The sequence below is a fragment of the Hymenobacter cheonanensis genome, assembly GCF_030581075.1.
In the GTDB taxonomy this organism is placed as follows: Bacteria; Bacteroidota; Bacteroidia; order Cytophagales; family Hymenobacteraceae; genus Hymenobacter.
The window spans coordinates 35,943-53,860 of sequence record NZ_JAUQSW010000016.1 but is presented as its reverse complement, the minus strand read 5'-3'; the positions used below and the strand labels follow the sequence as shown (position 1 = coordinate 53,860).

Here is a 17,918-nt window from a genome sequence, read left to right as displayed (position 1 = left end):
GCGGCAGCGCGCTAGAGCTTGTAGGAAAAGCTCAGCCGGTAAATCGGGTTCTGGGCCTCGTAGCGCTCCCAGATGAGGTAGGGCTGCGCGTTAATCCAGCTGCGGCTGCCGCTGTACACCAGGTTGTCGATGCGGAAGGAGACGTTGCCCCGCTTTTTCAGGGTGGTCACGCTAGCGGTGATGCCGGCGGTGTAGAAGGGGAGCAGTTGCCGCTGGGCCTCGTAGGTGGTGGTGGTGTAGTTGCTGTTCACCTGCAGCTTCAGGTTGTTCTTAAGCGTCCAAATGGAATTGAGCTTCAGCACCCCGTACACACTCTCGCGGCGGCCATACGTGTACTGGTCATCCGAAATATTATTGTAGAATACCTCGGCGCCCCCGTTTAGCTTCCACCACGTGAGCAGGTTCGTTTCGCCGCTCAGGCTGGCGCCGAGGGTATTGACGTGGGCAATGTTGTCGAAGGTGATGGTAGTCAGGTCGCCATCCTGCCGGATAATCTTATTAATCACGTTCTGGCTGTTGCGCAGAAACACGGATGATTTCAGGTTGAAATGCTCGTTGGCGTACAGGTAATTCAGCTCGACGTTGTTTGAGTAGGCCGGCTTCAGTAGCGGGTTGCCCTGGCTGCGCTGGTTCACGTTGTCGTAGCGCACAAACGGCGCAAACTGGAACGGGTCGGGGCGCGAGATACGCCGGCTGAAGTTCAGCGCAATCGACTTGGAATCGTCGAGCTTCCGCTCCAGGGTAAGGCTAGGGTACGCGTTGACGTAGGGGCTGGTAGGAATGCTGCTGATTTCCTGCAGGGCGTTTTCCAGCCGCAGGCCTACCTGCGCCTTGTAGGCCCCTTTGGCGTAGGACAGCAGGGAAAAAACCGCCTGGATGCTTTCCTTATACTTATAGTTTACCGCGTTGTACACATTATTGGTCAGGCTGGTAAAATCATTGCTGAAGTGCACCTCCTCGCCGGAGTAGCCCAGGTCAAGCTTCCAGTACTGATTCAGGGCGCGGCTGTACGTCAAATCATAATCCAGGAAATAGTACCCAATGGTATTAGCCAGCGAGTAGCTGCTCAGCACGGCATTATTCTGGTTGCGCAGGATGTTATTGGAGTTAATATCTACCGCGCCCCAGGCGTAGAGAAAATCAGCCCCGAAAGTGTTCCGTTTGGCGGAGCGGGTATACCCGGCGCGCACCTTGTTTTCACTGGTGGTAAACAGCACGTTGCCGCTGCCCGTATTCGGCAGCGACTGCTCGTCCTGGCGATAGGTAGAGGGCGTATTGCGGTCCAGCAAGGAATACTGGTAGCTCAGCGACGCCGTAGAGAGGGAGTCAATCTTATAGTCCGTGCCAATTTCCGCATTGGTAAATTTCTCTATCTCGGCTTCCTTGTAGAGCGACGTAAACTGCAGGGCATTATCGAGGTAGTACTCCCGGTAGGTCTGGGTGGGGCGGTCCTCGTGGCGGAAGTTGAGCGAAGCGTAGTTACTCCACTTACCAACGTTGTAGTCCAGCTTGGCCAGGCCGCTGTACTTTTTGTTTAGGCCCAGGCCAATGGTTACCAGGGCCTCCGTGGCGGCTTTGTTCTCCTGCTGGGTGATGATGTTGAGAATGCCGGCGGCGCCTTCCGGGTCATACTTGGCGGAGGGCGAGGTAATAATCTCTACTTTCTTTAGCTTGCCGGCGGGCAGGGTAGCCAGCACGTCGGAGGCGCTCAGAATGGTGGGCTTGCCATCAATGAGCACGCGCACGCCGGCATCGCCCCGCAGCTTTACCTGGCCGGTCGCGTCCAGGGTTATTTGCGGCACCTTGGCCAGTACGTCGGAGGCCGAGGTAGCGCCAGCCAGCATTTCGGGCGTAAAATTGACGACCTCTTTGTCGATGTGAAACTCGACGTTGCTGCGCTGGCCCGTCACGGTAACTTCGTCCAGGGCCTTGCTATTTAGCTGCAAGGCTATGTCGCCCAGGGCCAGCGGCTTTTCCGTCACGGTAATTGCCTTTTCGTATCCCTGGTAGCCAATAAAGGATACAACGAGGGTATACGTAGTAGGTGCTATGTTTGGAAGCACGAATTTGCCCTCCTCGTCCGTAGCCGCTACCTGCACCTGCCGCTGCTTGGTAGCATCGGCAAACAACACAATGTTGGCATACGGGATGGGCGCCTTGCCATCCACTACCTTGCCGGTGATACTGCTTGTGCGCTGCGCGAAAGCCGGCGCCATATTCAGCAGCAACAGGATAAGCAGTAACCGAAGCTTAATGATTGAGTTCATCGATTTACAGTCTTTAGCGTGATTTTTTAAAAGAAGCCCCTTTGCCTGTGCTGCGCGTAATGCGTCCGGAAACCAATTGCTGGCGCATGTGCCGCCGGCCGCCAGGGCAATGCAGCGGCTATCAGCTTCGGCAACCCCCGGGCACTGCCCCCAATTGCCGGGAGCTGGAAGCCTGTTCTCACTAGCGTGCTGCCCGTAAAAAGCGGTGCCCCTGTTATTGATTGTTCAAAGGTGAACTATGAAAAGGACACCCGGGGGTTTTTTACACCAAGCGGCTTATTCACAGTACTAAGCAGGGTTATTCGGGTGCCTAGCGATTTGCTGAAGAGCAGCGGGCTGATTTTATAAGCAGCAGACAGCCTTGGGAGGGCACCCTGGCCGCTGGCTATTTGCCCCCCGCGCCCCGGCGCCAAGGCGAAGCCCCCGGCCGAAACCGCAGCCGCATGAGGCGCGGCCCGGGCAGCTGCCGTGCCCGCCAGGCCAGGAATTACCCGGGCAGACGCGGGGCGGCCTGGCGCCTGGGCCAGGCCCCTGGCCCTGCGATGAGTAGCCTGCATTTCCCCGCCGGGTGGCCCACTGTATGGCAGGTGATTTACCGCGCTTATAGCAAGGCGCAATACAATTCGTCAGCTATTTCCGCTACTAAGGAGCTATTCTGCTGATTCGACAAAACCACGATGCCGATTTTATTTTGCTTATCGAAGCGCACCAACGAAGAATTACCAAAAGTATCCCCTGTTTTTTCAAAATAGTGGCGCGCCCCATCGCTGATGCTGTTCCAACCTAATCCGACTTCAAACCCATTGGCTACGCAAAATGCCTGGTGACTAAGCTCAATTGCTTTGCCAAGCCAAGTATCACCCGGGTTAAGTTGAGCGGTTACGTATTTCAGTAAATCTGCCGCGGTGGAGCACAGGCCGCCGGCCGGCGCTATTTTATTCGCTATCAGCCGCTCCGCCACGGCGCCCTGCCGGGTAAAGCCGCCGGCCTGGTTAGCAGCCAGGGGGCTGGCCAGCGTGGTCCTGGCCATTGAGAGCGGGCCCGTTAGCTGCGCTGCGAGCGCGCTTTCGTACTGCAACCCGGTGCACTGCTCCACAATAAGGCCTAGCAGCGCGTAAGAAAAGTTGCTGTAATGGTAGCTGCCATAGTCAGTTACGCAGTCCGTGCTGCTCAATACCTGCTGGATATAGCGCGTATCGACCGCCGCAAACGGCTGCCGCGCATTTAGCCTCAGCAGCGAGGCCAGGTACTGGTCATCTGCCAAAGTGGGCAGCCCTGCCTGATGCGAAGCCAGGTCGGTTACCCTTATTTTATTCCGTAAAGCACTGTTCAGCTGGGCCGAAGCCGGCAGCAGGTTGTCGATGAAAGCATCAGGCGCAATAATGTTTCGGCTTATTGCCAGGCTTATCAGCAAGGCAGTAAATGTTTTCGTAACGGAGCCTATCTCAAATACGGAGTCCTGATTGATTGCGCGCCCGCCATCATTGTGCAACGAGCCGTGAGAGAAGAAAAAAACGTTTTTGCGCCTGATTAACCCAATGCTCACCCCTGCCGGCGCGCACACCTCTTCATGGTGCGCCAGTACTCCGGCTGCGAGCCGACGGTATCTCTCGCTATCCCGGGAAGTCATGGCAGGCTGGCCGGCTGGCAGGGCTGAGGTAAGCAGGCTGGCTAGGGGCGCGGTAGCGCGGCAGGGTGGTCGACCTGGGCATAAGGTGCTGAAATTCAGTAATTATCACAGCTCGACCTTGCATACGATGGGGTCGATGCCTGCTGCATCCGAAGCCAGGTGCACCACGTAGTCTTCGGCTAGCTTCAGCTTTTTTAAGTACCACGTAGTATTCGCTATTTTCGCCTCATTATTCCTGACTATAATTTCCTCCAGCGGAATAACCAAGCCTCTGCCGTCCGCTTTTACGATGGACTCTTTTTGGGTCCAGTAAGTATAGAAGTCATAGTATTTGTTTGTTGACCCAGTGATTTTATTCCATTCATCGGGCAGCATGTAGCATTTGAAATCTTCGATTGCGATGGGGCTAACATGCTCAATGTCGATGCCTACTTTGGAGAAATCGCTTAGTGCGCAGGTCACGTAATGGCCAGAGTGTGATATGTTAAAGTCGATGTCCTTGTCGATGTAGGGCCGGCTGTAGGAAGTGTACTGCAACTTCCCCAAATCACAGGTAACCCCGAATTCTTCCAGGCCTTTGCGCAGCAGCAGCTTGCCATACAGGCACGCCTGCACATCCTGCCACCGCTGAAACCTGAGAATCCTGGTTCTGATACTGGCTGGAAATAAGGCTAGGTAGGTGCTGAGTTCCCTATCTGTGAGTTTCTGCTCAAAGCACGAGTACAGGACCTTTATCATTTTGGGTGGCGGTATAATGTGGAAATTAAAAGGACAATGGTTCGTGCAATTGCCGCTTTGCAGCGGCCTTTGCTAAGAGCCTTGGTACTTAGGGCAACCCGGAATTGATTTTGTGCGCTGCCAGGACGGCCGCGTAACCTGCGGGCGGCTTCAGGAGCCAGGCCCGGAGCTGGCCTGTGGGTAAGAGCCTGTCTACGACTTCCTTACTGCCTGGCCAGGCTTGTGGCCCAGGCAATTGCCTGGCCTAGCGTGGCCGCCGCGGGCAGCTACGCCATCTCCCCGGCTTCAATCACCGAGGCAACGGTTCTGGCATTGTCAAAGATGAAGAAGTGGTTGCCGGGCAGTGCCCGGTAGCTGATTGGAAATACAGACTCCTGCTGCCACTGCTCGATTACCGCTACCTCCAGGCCCTCGCTATCGCCATACAGCACCTGGATGGGAATGGGCAGCGGGGCCGATTTTTCGTAGGAAAACGTTTCTACTACCTGAAAATCAGCGCGTAGTATGGGTTCGAAATACTCGCGGAAGTCCTGAGACTCGTTTAGCTCCTGCGGAGTGCCGCCAATACTGAACACCTCGTTCCAGAAGTCATCCTTGCCGATTTTGTGCAGAATAACGTCGCGCGTGTGCCGAGACGCGGGGCCCGCCTTGCCAGATACAATCAGCCGGCTGGGCAAGGGCTGGCGCTGCTCGTGCAGCTTGCGGCAGAGCATCAGCCCTACCAGGGCCCCCATGCTGTGGCCGTAGAGCACGTAGTCGGCCCCGGAGCTTACTTTTTGTACTAAAACCGGGAACAGGTCATCCACAACCGCCTGCATGCTTGTGAGTAGCGTGCCGGTAGCGCGGGAGCCTCTGCCGCTGTATTCCAGCACCTCAACAGGGCAGGACTTGGAGAAGTATCGCTTGAGCGACTGGTAAGAAAGGCTGGAGCCGCCAGCGAACGGCAGGGCAATGATATTCATGGGAAAAAATGCTTGGTGGTGAGCCGGCAAGGGCCGGTTGGACACAATCTTGGGGCGGCCGGGTGGCACCGGGTTGGCTGCGGGCGGCCAACCCGGTGCCGCCTGCGGCAGCGGGCAGGTGGGGCTAGGCCCGCTACGGCACCCGTGGCCCCGCAGCGGGCCACGCGCCGCCCCACTGCGGGGCGGGGGGCTAGGCTACACTAAGGGCCTCTTCCCTGGTCACGCTTTCGAGCTTGCCATAATTCATTTTGTACAATTTATCAGCGTACTGATAATAGTTGTCGTCGTGCGTGATGGCCACGACTGAGAAGCCTTCCTCCTTCAGATAGTCCAGAATCTCGGTGTAGAACTTCTTGCGGAAATAAGGGTCCTGGTCGGCCGCAAACTCGTCCAGAATCAGGATGGGCTTGCGCTCCAGCATGGCGCAAACCAGGGCTAGCCGCTTTTTCTGGCCGGTTGATAAGTTGACGGTTGTCAGCTTATTATCCCTTATCTCCACCTTCTTGTCGAGTTCAAATACGGTGAGGTATTCGAGTGCTTTTGCTTCGTCGATGTGCGCTACCCCGTAAAATTCTTCGAACAGGTGAAAGTCGCTGAACACGGGCGCAAACAAGCCCCGGTAGGCGGCAAAGCTGCGCTCCTCCAGCACCTCGCCGTTGAGGTACACCTGCCCTTTTTCGCGCACGAACAACCCCACTAATACGTTGATAAACGTGGTTTTACCGCTGCCATTGCCGCCGTACACGAACACCACTTCCCCCCGGTGCAGGAAAAAATCGTTGGGCCCCACGCTGAAGTGCGTGTCTTCCTCCGTGGCGTACTGGTAGGAAATGTCGTAGAGCTTGAGGCTGTCGAACGGCGGGAGCGCGGCGGCGGCCTCGCCTTCCACGTCTTTCTCGCGCAGCGACTCTTTCAGGGAGCTTAGCCGGGTCAGGGACACGTGGGCCTGCGCCAGGCCCGGCACCATGAGCACGACCGACTCGATGGGCCCCCAGATGTACATCAACACAAAGATGAAATTGATGATAACCGGGCTGCTGACGGAAAGCCAGTCGCCGAGGAACAGGAGAAGCGAGCCAATGAACACGTAAAAGGCAATCTGCCCGATTACCCGGTTGTTGAGGTGGTAAACCAACGCTTTTTTATTGTAGGCCGAAGACGCTTCCACCGACGGGTACATGTGCCGGTTCACGATGTCGACGCCCTTTGCGCGCGCCAGCTTGATTTCCTTGAAGCCCACCAGAATTTCGTTGAGGTGGCGCACAAACCCATCCTCGATGGACATGGCCTTGTCGAAGAAGGCCATTGCCTTTTTCTCGCTCAGCGTGTAAATCAGCACCGTAAAGGCCATCAGGACGCAGGTGCAGGCTAGCAGCTTCCACGAAAGAAACGCCATGTAGCCGCAGCACAGCAGGATGATGATAAAGTTCGTCATCAGGTCAATGACATTGACGGAAGCGTTGACGACGTTGTTCGTGTCGCGGGTGAGCGCCGTGTAAATGCGCTCCTTGTTTTTAAGCAGCGGGTGGTAGGCCGAGGTAAGCACCATCTCCACTACTTCCATGCGTACCTGGCGTAAAATCTTCAGCATGAAGGCAATCATGCTCCGAGAAACTATCCAGCGGCTCACAAAAAACAGGACCAGGCTGCCCGCAAACAGGTAAGCATACTCCTTGTTGGCCGTGCTGATGCCCTGGATAGACTTACTGATTATCTGGTTGATGATGAAGATGATGGCCGTGTTGCCGGCCGCGGCCAGGATGCCCAGGGCCACGAATAAGATGTATTTTCCGAGATGTCCTTTCAGGAGATTCATGGGGTTGGGAATAAATTTTTTAAGAATGGGGCCTGGCGGGCGCGCTAGTGCAGCACCGGGGCGCCGGTGGCCTGCACGGCATAGTCCAGCTCGGCTTTAAACCAGCCGGCTATTTCCTCCGCCCGCTCGGCCGAGCAGTCGTCGGCCCCGAACAGCATGTTGATTTGCAAGGCATTATCGAAGTGGAAGACGTCAATCCACCACGTGGCGCGGCACGCTTCGGGTAGCACCTGGGGCGCGGGCTGGCTGCTGCCGTCTATCGCCGCCTGGCGAAGGGCGCTGTGGTTCTGGTAGTTGAGGCCCACTTCCGGGTAGAAGCCGGGCGCGGCCTGCAGCTCGTGCAGGAGCTTATCGTAGGGATACTGGTAGTGCTCAAAATCAGCCACCAGGCTATCCTGCACCGCGTTTAGCTGGTCGGTGAGTGTGTCGCGGCTGCTCCAGGCGCAGCGGTTGAGGAGGATGTTGGAGTAGAAGCCTATGGCCTGCTGATTGTCTACCGTGCGGTACACATCGTGGGCTCGCAGCGACACGGGCACTGCTACCGCCACCGCTTCCTGCCCGCTGAGCTGGTGGTACACGCGCCGGCACACTCCCATGAGCACCGCCAGCGGCATGAGCTGCTGGCTGGCCAGCCACTGCTCGAAGTCTTGCAGCGCCCGGCCCGTCACAAACGTCGATACCTTAAGCGTTTGAGCCGCCACGGGGCGGGCCGTGAGGTCGGCGCCGGCCAGCTGCTTTTTCCAGTAGGCAAGCGCCCGCCCGCCTTCGGCGCTGCCGACATAGCCCTGCTGGGCCTCCACAAAGGCCCGGTACTGGGGGGCAGCCGGGGGCGCCGGGGCGGCTACGGTGCCTTGCAGGGCCGCCCGGTAGAGCTGCGTCAGCTCTTCTTGCAGCACCCCCTGCGAGTAGCCATCGAAAACCAGGTGAGAAAGGACGATGAGCAGCTCGTCTTCGCCCGCAAAGCGCAGCACCCGCACTACCCACGGAGCTTGCAGCGTAATCTGTTGGCGGGCCTGCCGCTGCGCTTCCTGCAGCAGGCTTGCCCGGCGCCCGGCGGGCTGCGCCCGGCAGTCCAGCCACTGAATGGGGACTTCGGCGTGGGGCTGCAATTGCATGTAGGGCAGCCCACCGCCGTTGGGCACAAAGGTGGTGCGCAGCAGCTCATGGCGCTGCTGAAGCGCATCCAGGGCGGTTTCCAGGGCCTGCTTATGGAAGGAAGGGTACGGTACGGGCCCAATCTCGGAGAACTCCCCTACTACCCGGTAGGGCGAGAAGAAATTTTGCTGGTTGTAGGACAGCGGCGTGAGCTGCTGCCCCCCCTGCCGGGCCAGCTCTTCCACAATGGCCGTTGTGGCCGCCAGGAAGTGCGCCACCAGGGCCTGCATCTCCTCGTGCCCATAGCGCGCCTGGCTGTACTGGATGGACAAGTGCAGCTCATCTTCCGAGAGCAGCCCCGAAAACTCGATTTCGTGAAACCGGGGCATCAGGGGGTGCACTTCGGCCCCTTTCTCGCCGAGCGCCAGGCGAATGTCCTGGGTTTGCGGCGTGGCGATATGGCTGTCGAACTGCCCCAGGTAATTGAAGCAGATGGCCGGCGGCGGGGCCTGCGCCAGCACGGCATCCTGGGCCACGTATTTCAGCATGCCGTAGCCCAGGCCCTTGTGGGGCACCGCCTGCAGCACCCGCTGCACCTGCTGCACGTAGGCCAGCGCGGGCTGGGTGCCCGGCTCGGGTAGCACAACCGGGAAAACGCTCGTAAACCAGCCGATGACGCGGCTCAGGTCGGGCGCCCCGCCCACCTCCTCGCGGCCGTGGCCCTCCAGGTGCACGGGCACGTTGGGCATCCCAAAATGGCGGTGGCAGGCTAGCCCCAGGGCCGCCAGCAGCAGCGCGTTAACGTCGAGCTGCGGCGCCTGGGCGGCCGTTGTCTGAAGCACGGCGGTTTGCTGGGCCGCTATCTTGAAGGAGATAGCCGCGCTGTCGCTGACGTGGTTAGCCCCCTGCGGGCAGCTTACCGGCAGCGTAGCTTGCGGACCGCTCACTACCTGCTGCCAGTAGGGCAGCTCCGCGGCCAGCTCTGCCGAGTGGGCATAGGCCTGCTGCCAGGCGGCGGTGCGCAGCAGCGCCGTGCTCGTGGCGGGCAGCTCCAGCGGGCTGCCGGCTTCGTACTGGGCATACAACACCCCAAAATCTTCGAATAGAATGCGCCAGGAAACCCCGTCTACCACCAGGTGATGGATGGCCAGCAGCAGCACGTCTTCCGTAGGCTGCCTGAAAATGGCGGCCTTCAGCAGCTCGCCCCGCTCCAGGCTCATGCTCTGCTGCAGGGCCGTGGCCTGCCGGGCAAACGCCTGCTCGGGCGCCGGCTCCGCACGCAGGTCGATGACGGGCACGGCAAAGCGGGGGCTGGCCGCCGCAATAACCTGCTGCCAGCGGCCGTCCGCGCCCTGTTGGAACTGCGCCCGCAGCCCTTCGTGGTGGGCTAGCAGCTTTGCCAGAATCACGCGCACGGCTTCGGCATCAAAGCCGCCCGGCCGGATTAGCTTCACCGACTGGTTGAAATGGTGCAGGCAAGGCTCGTTTACCAGCGCCACGTAGCGTAGCTGAATGGCCGACAGCCCGGCCTGGCCCGTGTATTCCACCGCGGCTTCGGCCCGCGGCGCGGCCACCAGCCGGGCGGCCGCGCCGGCAATGGTAGGGGCCTCCATAAAGTCCTTGATGTTCAGCCGGTAGCCCTGCTGGCGAAGCATGGACACGAGCTGGATAATCTTGATGGAGTCGCCGCCCAGGGCGTAGAAATTGCTGGTGGTGCTGATGTGCTCTTTGCGGAGCAGCGTTTTCCAGCACGCTTCCAGCAGCTTTTCGGTCGGGGTTTCGGCGGCCACGGCCAGCTCGGTGGTGGCCTGGCCCAGGGGCAGCGCGCTCAGGGCCGGCCGGTCTACCTTGCCGTTGTTGTTCAGCGGCATCGCCGCCACGCGCACCAGGTACTGCGGCAGCATGTAGCCCGGCAGCCGGGTGCCCAGGAAGCTGAGGAGCGTCTGGTCGGGCAGCTCGTGGGTGAGGACCAGGTACAGCACCAGGGCGGGCGCGCCCGCCACTTCCTTGTAGAGCACGTGCGCCTCCTGCACGGCGGGGTGGGCGAGGGCGGCGGCCACAATCTCTTCTGTTTCCACCAAAAATCCTCTGATTTTTAGCATGTTATCCTTGCGGCCGCTGAACAGCAGCTGCCCATCCTCGCTCCACTTGCACAGGTCGCCGGTGCGGTAAACGCGCTGCTGCGTAGGCGCATCGAGGCCAAAGCGCTCCTGATTGAGTGGCTCGTTGCGGTAGTATTCCTGGGCCAGGCCCGCGCCGGCGAGCCACAGCTCCCCCACGCCGCCGATGGGCACCGGCATCCCGTGGCTGTCGCGCAGGTAGGCCACCACGTTTTTGGTTGGCTTACCGATGGGCGTGGTGGCGTAGGGCAGGTGCGCCGCTACCTGGTAGGCCGTGGCGTACACCGTGTTTTCCGTGGGGCCATACATATTCAGCAGGCTGCCCGCCCCAAACCGCTGCACAAAGGCGCTGATGTGCTTGGCCGAAGCCGCTTCGCCCCCAATCAGCAGGTGGCGCAGCTGGCCCAAGCCTTCAAAACCAATGTCTACCAGCACGTTGAAAAGGGCCGTGGGCATAAAGCTGACCGTGATGGCATACCGGGCCAGCACCGCTTCGTAGGCGAAGAGGTCCTTCACCTGGCTTTCGTCCATGATAACGAGCGTGGCGCCCTTCAGCAGGGCCCCGTAGATGTCGAAAACGGACCCGTCGAATGCAAAGGAGCACAGGTTCAGCAGGCTGTCCGGCGGGGTAATGGCCACGCCCGGAACGCTGTCCACCATGTTGACCACGGCGTCTTGCCGGATGAGCACGCCCTTGGGCACGCCCGTCGAGCCCGACGTGTAGCAGATGTAAGCCAGGTCGCTGGCCGCCGCCTCGGGCAGGGCGTAGGCATTGGGCTGCACGGCCTCCTCCAGCGCCACCACGGCTAGCCCGGCGGGGGCCGCAAAGGCGGCGGCCGGGCCAGCCGTGAGCACCAGCGGCAGGGCCGCGTGCTCGCAGATGTAGCGCAGGCGCTGCGCCGGCAAAGACGGCTCCAGGAACACGTACACGGCCCCGGCCTTGAGCACCCCGAGCATGGCCACAATGGCCCACTGGTCGCGCCGGGTGCTGATGCCAATCCTGGCCCCGGCCCGAACGCCCGCCCGGTGCGCGAGGTAGGCCGCCAGGTAATCCGACTGCTTATCCAGCTGCTCGTAGGTGAGCTGGGCATCGGTGGCCACGGCACAAACCGCCGCCTTGGTAGGGTAAAGCGCGGCCTGCTCTTTGAACAGGCGCACAAGGCTGCCGGCCCCGCTGGGCAGGGGGCGCAGCGCGTCGGCCCGGGAGAACTGGCGCAGGAGCTGCTTTTCGGCGGCCGGAATGAAGTCGATGGCCTGAATGCTGGTGCCGGGCGCGGCGGCCGCCTGGCGAAGCAGCTCCTCTACCTGGGCGCACAGCCGGGCCACGCGGGCGGCCCCAAACAGGTCGGTGTTGTATTCCAGCTTCAGGAGCAGGCCGTCGGCCACCTCGCGGAACGAGAACGTCAGGTCAAACTTGCTGTAGCCATTCAATTCGGCCGCTTCGTGGGCCTCGGTGGTTGCGGCGGCCGGCACAGGGCTAGCCTGGTCGGCCCCGGCGGCCTTGTGCAGAATCAGAGCCACGTCGAAGAGCGGGGAGCGGCTCACCTCGCGCGGGGTGGCTAGCTGCTCCACCAGCCGGTCGAAGGGGTAGTCGGCATGTTGCAGCGCCTGGGTCGTGTTGTGCTTTACCCGGGCAAAAAGCTGCTGAAACGTATCCTGCCCGTCGAAGCGGTTGCGCAGGGCAATGGTATTGGCGAAGAAGCCGATTACGGATTGAAGCTCAGCTTTTTCGCGGTTGGCTACCGGGGTTCCCACCACAATGTCGGTTTGCCCGGAGTAGCGGGCCAGCAGCACGTTCAGGGCCGTGGTCAGGCCGTTGAAGAGCGTGCCCGCCTCGTGCAGGCACAGCGCCTTAAACTGCGCCAGCGTGGCGCCGGAAATGAGGTGCTCGTGGAGGCTGCCGGCGTAGGTGCGGGCCAGGGGCCGGGGCTTGTCCAAGGGCAGCTCCAGCACGGGGGGCTGCTCCGCAAACTGCGCTTTCCAGAAGGCCTCGCTGGCCTGCATGGCGGGGGCTTGCAGCTGCTCCTGCTGCCACACGGCGTAGTCTTTGTACTGCACCGGCAGGGGCGGCAGGGCCGGCTGCTGGCCCTGGGCCAGCGCCTGGTAGCTCGCCAGCAGCTCTTGCAGCAGCAGCGTGGTCGACCACCCGTCGAACACAATGTGGTGCACCACGGCCAGCAGCACGGCTTCGGTGGGCGACACTACCAGCAGCCTGGCCCGAATGGGCAGCTCGTGGGCCAAATCCATGGGCGCATCCTGGAAGCGCTGCATCTGCTGGCGCAGGGCGTCGGGGCCCGCGCCGGCCGGCACCGCTTCCTGCTGCAAGGCAAAAAGCCCGGGGTGCCAGGGCAGCACTACCTGGCGCACGTCGCCCTCAACCTGCCGAAACACGGTGCGCAGGCTTTCGTGGCGGGCCAGCACCGTGTGAAAGGCCTGGCCCAGGGCCTCCACGTTTACCCCGCCGGTCAGGGTGTAGGCAATCGGCATGTGGTAGGCCACGGAGGCCGTTTCCAGGTTGCTGATTACCCAGAGGCGCTTTTGGGTGTGCGTGAGGGGGTAAGAGGCCAGCTGCGGCGCGGCGCCTATGGCCGGCGCGGCGGCCGGGGCCTGCTCGGCAATAAAGGCGGCTAGCTTGGCAATGGTCGGATACAGAAAAATATCCATGAGCTTAAGCTCTACGTTGAGGTGCCGCTGAATGTCGCCGGCTATCTTCATTGCCTTCAGCGAGTTGCCGCCCATGTGGTAGAACGACAAGTCCCGGCTGATTGCCTTCAGGCCCAGCTCTGCTTTCCAGATAGCCGCCAGCTCCGTTTCCAGCCCTTCGTGAGGCAGCTCAAACTCGCTGCCCAGCAGCACTTCCTCGGGCGAGGGCAGGGCGGCCTTGTCGATTTTGCCGTTGCTGTTGAGCGGAAATTCCGGCAGGTGCACCAGAAACGTCGGCAGCATGTAGGCGTTCAGGCGCGTCGCCAGCTGCTCGCGCAGGTCGGCGATGGCCGCCGGGGCCGTGTAGTAGCACACCAGCTGCAATTTGCCCTCCGCATCCTTGATGGTTTTGGCTACTGTCTCCTCCACCTCGGCCACGGCTAGCAGGGCCTGCTCAATCTCGTTAAGCTCGATGCGCACCCCGTTCACCTTCACCTGTCGGTCTTGCCGGCCCAGAATTTCCAGGGAGCGGTCGGCCGCGTACCGGCCCATGTCGCCGGTCTTGTAGATGATATCGGCCCGGTCCTGAATGAGCGGGTTTTGCACGAATACCTGCTGGGTCAGGCCCGGGTTATTATAGTAGCCCTTGGTACTAAAGGGCGTTTTGATGTACACCTCGCCAATCTCGCCAATCCGGCAGAGCTTGCCCTGGTTGAGCACCAGGATAAACGTGTTGTCGATGGGCTTGCCCACCGATAGTACCTGGCCGGGGGCCTCGGGCACTTCCGCAATCCGGTGAAAGGTTTTAATCATCGTGGTTTCCGTGGCCCCGTACAGGTTCACTACCTCGATGCGGGTGCCAAACACCTCGCGCCAGCGGTGGATGTCCTTGGCATACAGCGCCTCGCCGGCCAGCAGCACGTACTGCAAGGCCGCAAACCGCGGCTTGGGCTCAGCCTGCTGGGCCGTTTTGGTGAGCTGCTGAAACAGCGAGGGAACGCCGTGCAGGAGCTGAATCTTTTCCGCGTCAATCCACTCTACCAGCCGGGCCAGGTTGCCGCGGGTTTCCGCCTCCGGAATGCAGAGCGTGCCGCCCGTGCACAGCGGCAGAAAGATGTCGCGCAGGGAAGCATCGAACGTGAACTGAATCAGCTGGCTCACTCGCATGCCGGGGCCGGCCCCAAACTCCCTGGCTTCCCACCCGATGAAGTGCGCCAGGCTTTTGTGCATCCCCACAATGGCCTTGGCCCGGCCCGTCGAGCCCGACGTGTAGAAGAGGTAGCTGGCCGCTTCCGGGTCCTGCTCGCCGGCCGGGTTCCCGGCTGGCAGGTCTTCCCACCGGTGCACTGCCTGCCGGCCCTGCTCTACCACGGTAATGCCCTGGCTTTCATTCAGAATCAGCAGCTTGCCTGCTTGCAGGCCTAGCCTGGCGGCCAGCGCCTCCCACCCGGGCAGCCAGTCCTGGTGCAGCAGCACGCTGGCGTTGGGGGTTTCCTCGAATAGCTGCTGAATCCGTTGCTCGGCAAACTGCAAATCGACGGGCAGGTACACGTGGCCCGCCTTAAACACCCCTAGCAGCGCCGCCACCAGGTAGGAGCTGGCCGGCATAAGCACTTTGATGATGGCCGGCGCCGGCTCCACGGCGGCCAGCAGCGCCGCCAGGCGGTTGGCGTAGGTATTCAACGCCTCATAAGACATCGGCCGGCCCCCAAACCGAATTGCTTCGGCCGTTGGGTACTGCGCTGCCATGTCTTCGAACTGCTTGTAAACTAGGTTTTTCATTTCGTGGAATAATCAAGAAAAAGAGTAGGATGGGGGCGCGGCCAGGCGGGTAGCAGCGGCGCGCGGGGGCTAGTAGGCGGCGCTGGGCACCAGCTCTTCCTGGTAGCTCTGGTTCACCACTTCCTGGGCCAGTACTTCGAGCACGTTAATCAAGGGGGTGGCGGGCCCCACCTCATCGGCCATGATGGCGACCTCCGTGCAGCCGCCGATGATGACGTCGACGCCCTGCTCCTTCAGGTAGTGGATGCAGGCAAAAAAGCGGTCCTTGGCGTTCTGGCAAATCACGGCCGATTTCAGCCCGTTTTCCATGTACACGGATTGCATAAAGCCGTCTTCCTGCAAGGCCGGGGGCAGCACCACGTAGGAGATTTCTTCCCGGGCCAGCACGTCCTGAAACAGGCCCGTCTGGATGGTGCCGCTGGTGGCCAGGATGCCCACCCGCGCCCGGCGGCCGTAGGTGTTCAGGATGTGCCGGGCCACCAGCCGCACCGGGTGCAGCAGCTGCGCCCGGGAGTGAAGCTGCATCGCCTCGTAGTAGTAATACGATGTTACACAGGCCGATACAATCAGGTCTACGCCCTGCGCGTTGAGCAGGGCCACCGAGCGCAGCAGCTCCGGCAGCGGCGAAGGCTCGTTGTACAGGATGGCCCGGGTGCGGTCGGGAATGACCGAGTTGCTGTGCAGCACGATTTCGAGAAACTCCTGGTCGGTTTTGGCCGGCGATTTTTCAATCACGTGCTTCAGCAGCAGCATCCCTGCCCGCGCACCCATACCGCCAATGATGCCTACTTTCTTCTTTTGCATTTTGTTAGGATAATAGTATGTGGATGTTTAGTTGGAGGAGCGCGGGCGGCGGCCCCCGCCGGCGGGGGTGCCCCCGCTAGGCCGAGGGCCAGGCTTTCAGCCGCGCAGCTAGTTGTAGCTAGGCATGTTAAACACGTCCAGCAGCAGGTTAAAAGTGATTACCACAATCAGCAGGTCGCTGTCGAAGGGCATGTTGAGCCTGAAGCCGGGGCGGCTGTACATCTTTTTCAGCCGCTCGATAACTACCGGGTTGAAATAGCCCTGCCGCTTAATCTGGTCGTAGCTCAGCAGGTCCATCACCATCTCGTCCTTGTTCTGAATCAGCTGGCAGCTGCCGGGCGCTACAAAGCCGAACTTCTGCCGGTGCGCTATCTCGTGGGGCACGTACCGCTCCGCCACTTTGCGGAGCAAATGCTTCTCGGCCAGGCCCTGCATCTGGTACTGGGGCGGGATGGTTTTGATGAACTCGAACAGCTCGACGTCCAGGAAAGGGTAGCGCCCCTCCACGGAATTAGCAAAGCACATCCGGTCGCAGTGGTCCGAGATGAGGTGGTCGGCCAGCCGCAGCTTCAGGTCCAGGTAAGAGCGCTTGTGAAAGCTGTTGCGCCCGGCGAGCTGCTGCTTGTTGATGGGGAAATTGCGCAGGCAGTCAATTTCCTCGAAGCGGTGGTTTACCGCGTCAGAATAGATGTCCTGCTTGTCGGTGCGGAAAGCCGCGTGGTTTTTCTCGTAGAAAAAGCGGCTGTCGCCCCACAGCTGCTCGTGCATCTGCCCTTCCAGCAGGGCCGCCAGGTCGTCGTCGGGGCTAGCCCGGTTGCCCACCGCATCGAGCCGGTAGCCCACGTACCCGCCAAACAGCTCGTCGGCCCCTTCTCCCGACAGCACCACCTTAATGCCCTGGTCGCGCACGCAGGAGGAGAGTGCCATCGAGCAGGTGTTGTAGGTTTCCTTCAGGGCCGTTTCGCCGTAGTACACCGTTTTGCGCAGCAGCTGGGAGATATTTTGCCAGTCAAACGCTATCTCGTGGTGCGCGCTGCCCAGGTGCGAAGCCATCGTGCGCTGAAAAACGCTCTCGTCAATCTGGCTGTGGTCGTGGTGCGGAAAAGTGACGGCGAAGGACTTGAAGGCGGTAGCGGGGTGGGTTTTCTTCATGATGGACCCAATCAGCGACGAGTCGAGCCCGCCGCTGAGGTAGAAGCCCACCGGCACATCGGCGTGCACCCGGTACGCCACCGACTTGAGCAGCTTTTCCTCCAGCGTCTCGGCGTAGTACTTTTCGGAGCGGCCCAGGTCGTACTCACCATCCTGCGGAAAGTCGGCATCCCAGTAGGTGTGCTCGGTGCACACGTTGTTCTTCAGTACGAGGTAGTTGCCGGCCCGCAGGCTGTGAATGCCCTTGAACATGGTCACCGGGCTCACCCACCCCGGAAAGGAAAACACCTGGTCCAGGCCCGTCATGTTGATTTTCCGCTCCACGAAGGGCACCTCCAGGATGGCCTTGATTTCGGAGGCGAACACCAGGTGGCCGTGCTGCTCGGTATAAAAGAGCGGGCACACGCCGAAGTGGTCGCGGGCCAGCAGCAGCGTGTCGGCGCGCTTGTCGTACAGGGCAAAGGCAAACTGCCCCACCAGCCGCTCGAAGAGCCGGTACCCATACTCCTGGTAGAGCGGGATGATGACTTCCACATCGCACTCGGAGGCAAACTTGTAGCCCTTGCCGATGTACTCGCTGCGAAGCTCCTTGAAGTTGAAGATTTCGCCGTTGCAAATCAGGATAATTTGCTTGTCGGCGCTGTAAAACGGCTGCGTGCCGCCCGCCAGGTCAATGATGCTGAGGCGGTTGAACCCGAAGCCCCAGTACGGCTCTTTGTGAATGGTCGTCCCATCGGGGCCGCGGTGGCTTATCGCCCGGGTCATCTTGACGATAATGTCTTCCGGGACAACGTGTTGCTTATCCTGGCTAAAAATTCCGGTTATCCCGCACATGTCTTTTACGCTCGGTGAGGTGGATGAGGTAGGTATATTGTTTTGCGGGCCAGGCGCTTAGGCGCCGGGCTCGGG

At 60.8% G+C, this 17,918-nt stretch carries 8 protein-coding genes; all 8 read right to left on the bottom strand.

The window, feature by feature from the left end; all coding sequences use genetic code 11:
• Positions 1-11: 11 nt before the first annotated feature.
• Positions 12-2,216 carry an outer membrane beta-barrel family protein gene (locus Q5H89_RS22125; RefSeq protein ID WP_305021515.1) on the bottom strand — a complete coding sequence of 735 codons (2,205 nt, stop codon included), beginning with the start codon at positions 2,214-2,216 and terminating at the stop codon, positions 12-14.
• 652 nt (positions 2,217-2,868) lie between these two features.
• The gene (locus Q5H89_RS22120) at positions 2,869-3,897 is read right to left on the bottom strand and encodes a serine hydrolase domain-containing protein (RefSeq protein WP_305021514.1); all 1,029 of its coding nucleotides are present in this window, start codon (positions 3,895-3,897) and stop codon (positions 2,869-2,871) included.
• Between the two features lie 105 nt (positions 3,898-4,002).
• Positions 4,003-4,635: a 4'-phosphopantetheinyl transferase family protein gene (locus tag Q5H89_RS22115; RefSeq protein ID WP_305021513.1), complete on the bottom strand. Its 633-nt coding sequence runs from the start codon at positions 4,633-4,635 to the stop codon at positions 4,003-4,005.
• Positions 4,636-4,901: 266 nt separating this feature from the next.
• The gene (locus Q5H89_RS22110; RefSeq protein WP_305021512.1) at positions 4,902-5,597 is read right to left on the bottom strand and encodes a thioesterase II family protein; all 696 of its coding nucleotides are present in this window, start codon (positions 5,595-5,597) and stop codon (positions 4,902-4,904) included.
• 190 nt (positions 5,598-5,787) lie between these two features.
• Positions 5,788-7,413 carry a cyclic peptide export ABC transporter gene (locus Q5H89_RS22105; protein ID WP_305021511.1) on the bottom strand — a complete coding sequence of 542 codons (1,626 nt, stop codon included), beginning with the start codon at positions 7,411-7,413 and terminating at the stop codon, positions 5,788-5,790.
• A gap of 44 nt (positions 7,414-7,457) precedes the next feature.
• Positions 7,458-15,053, bottom strand: a complete 7,596-nt coding sequence (locus tag Q5H89_RS22100; RefSeq protein ID WP_305021510.1) for a non-ribosomal peptide synthetase — start codon at positions 15,051-15,053, stop codon at positions 7,458-7,460.
• A 69-nt stretch (positions 15,054-15,122) separates the two neighbouring features.
• Positions 15,123-15,857 carry an aspartate/glutamate racemase family protein gene (locus Q5H89_RS22095; protein ID WP_305021509.1) on the bottom strand — a complete coding sequence of 245 codons (735 nt, stop codon included), beginning with the start codon at positions 15,855-15,857 and terminating at the stop codon, positions 15,123-15,125.
• Between the two features lie 108 nt (positions 15,858-15,965).
• A complete protein-coding gene (gene asnB, locus Q5H89_RS22090; RefSeq protein ID WP_305021508.1) occupies positions 15,966-17,843 on the bottom strand; it encodes an asparagine synthase (glutamine-hydrolyzing) in 1,878 nt (625 codons plus the stop codon).
• Positions 17,844-17,918 lie beyond the last annotated feature (75 nt).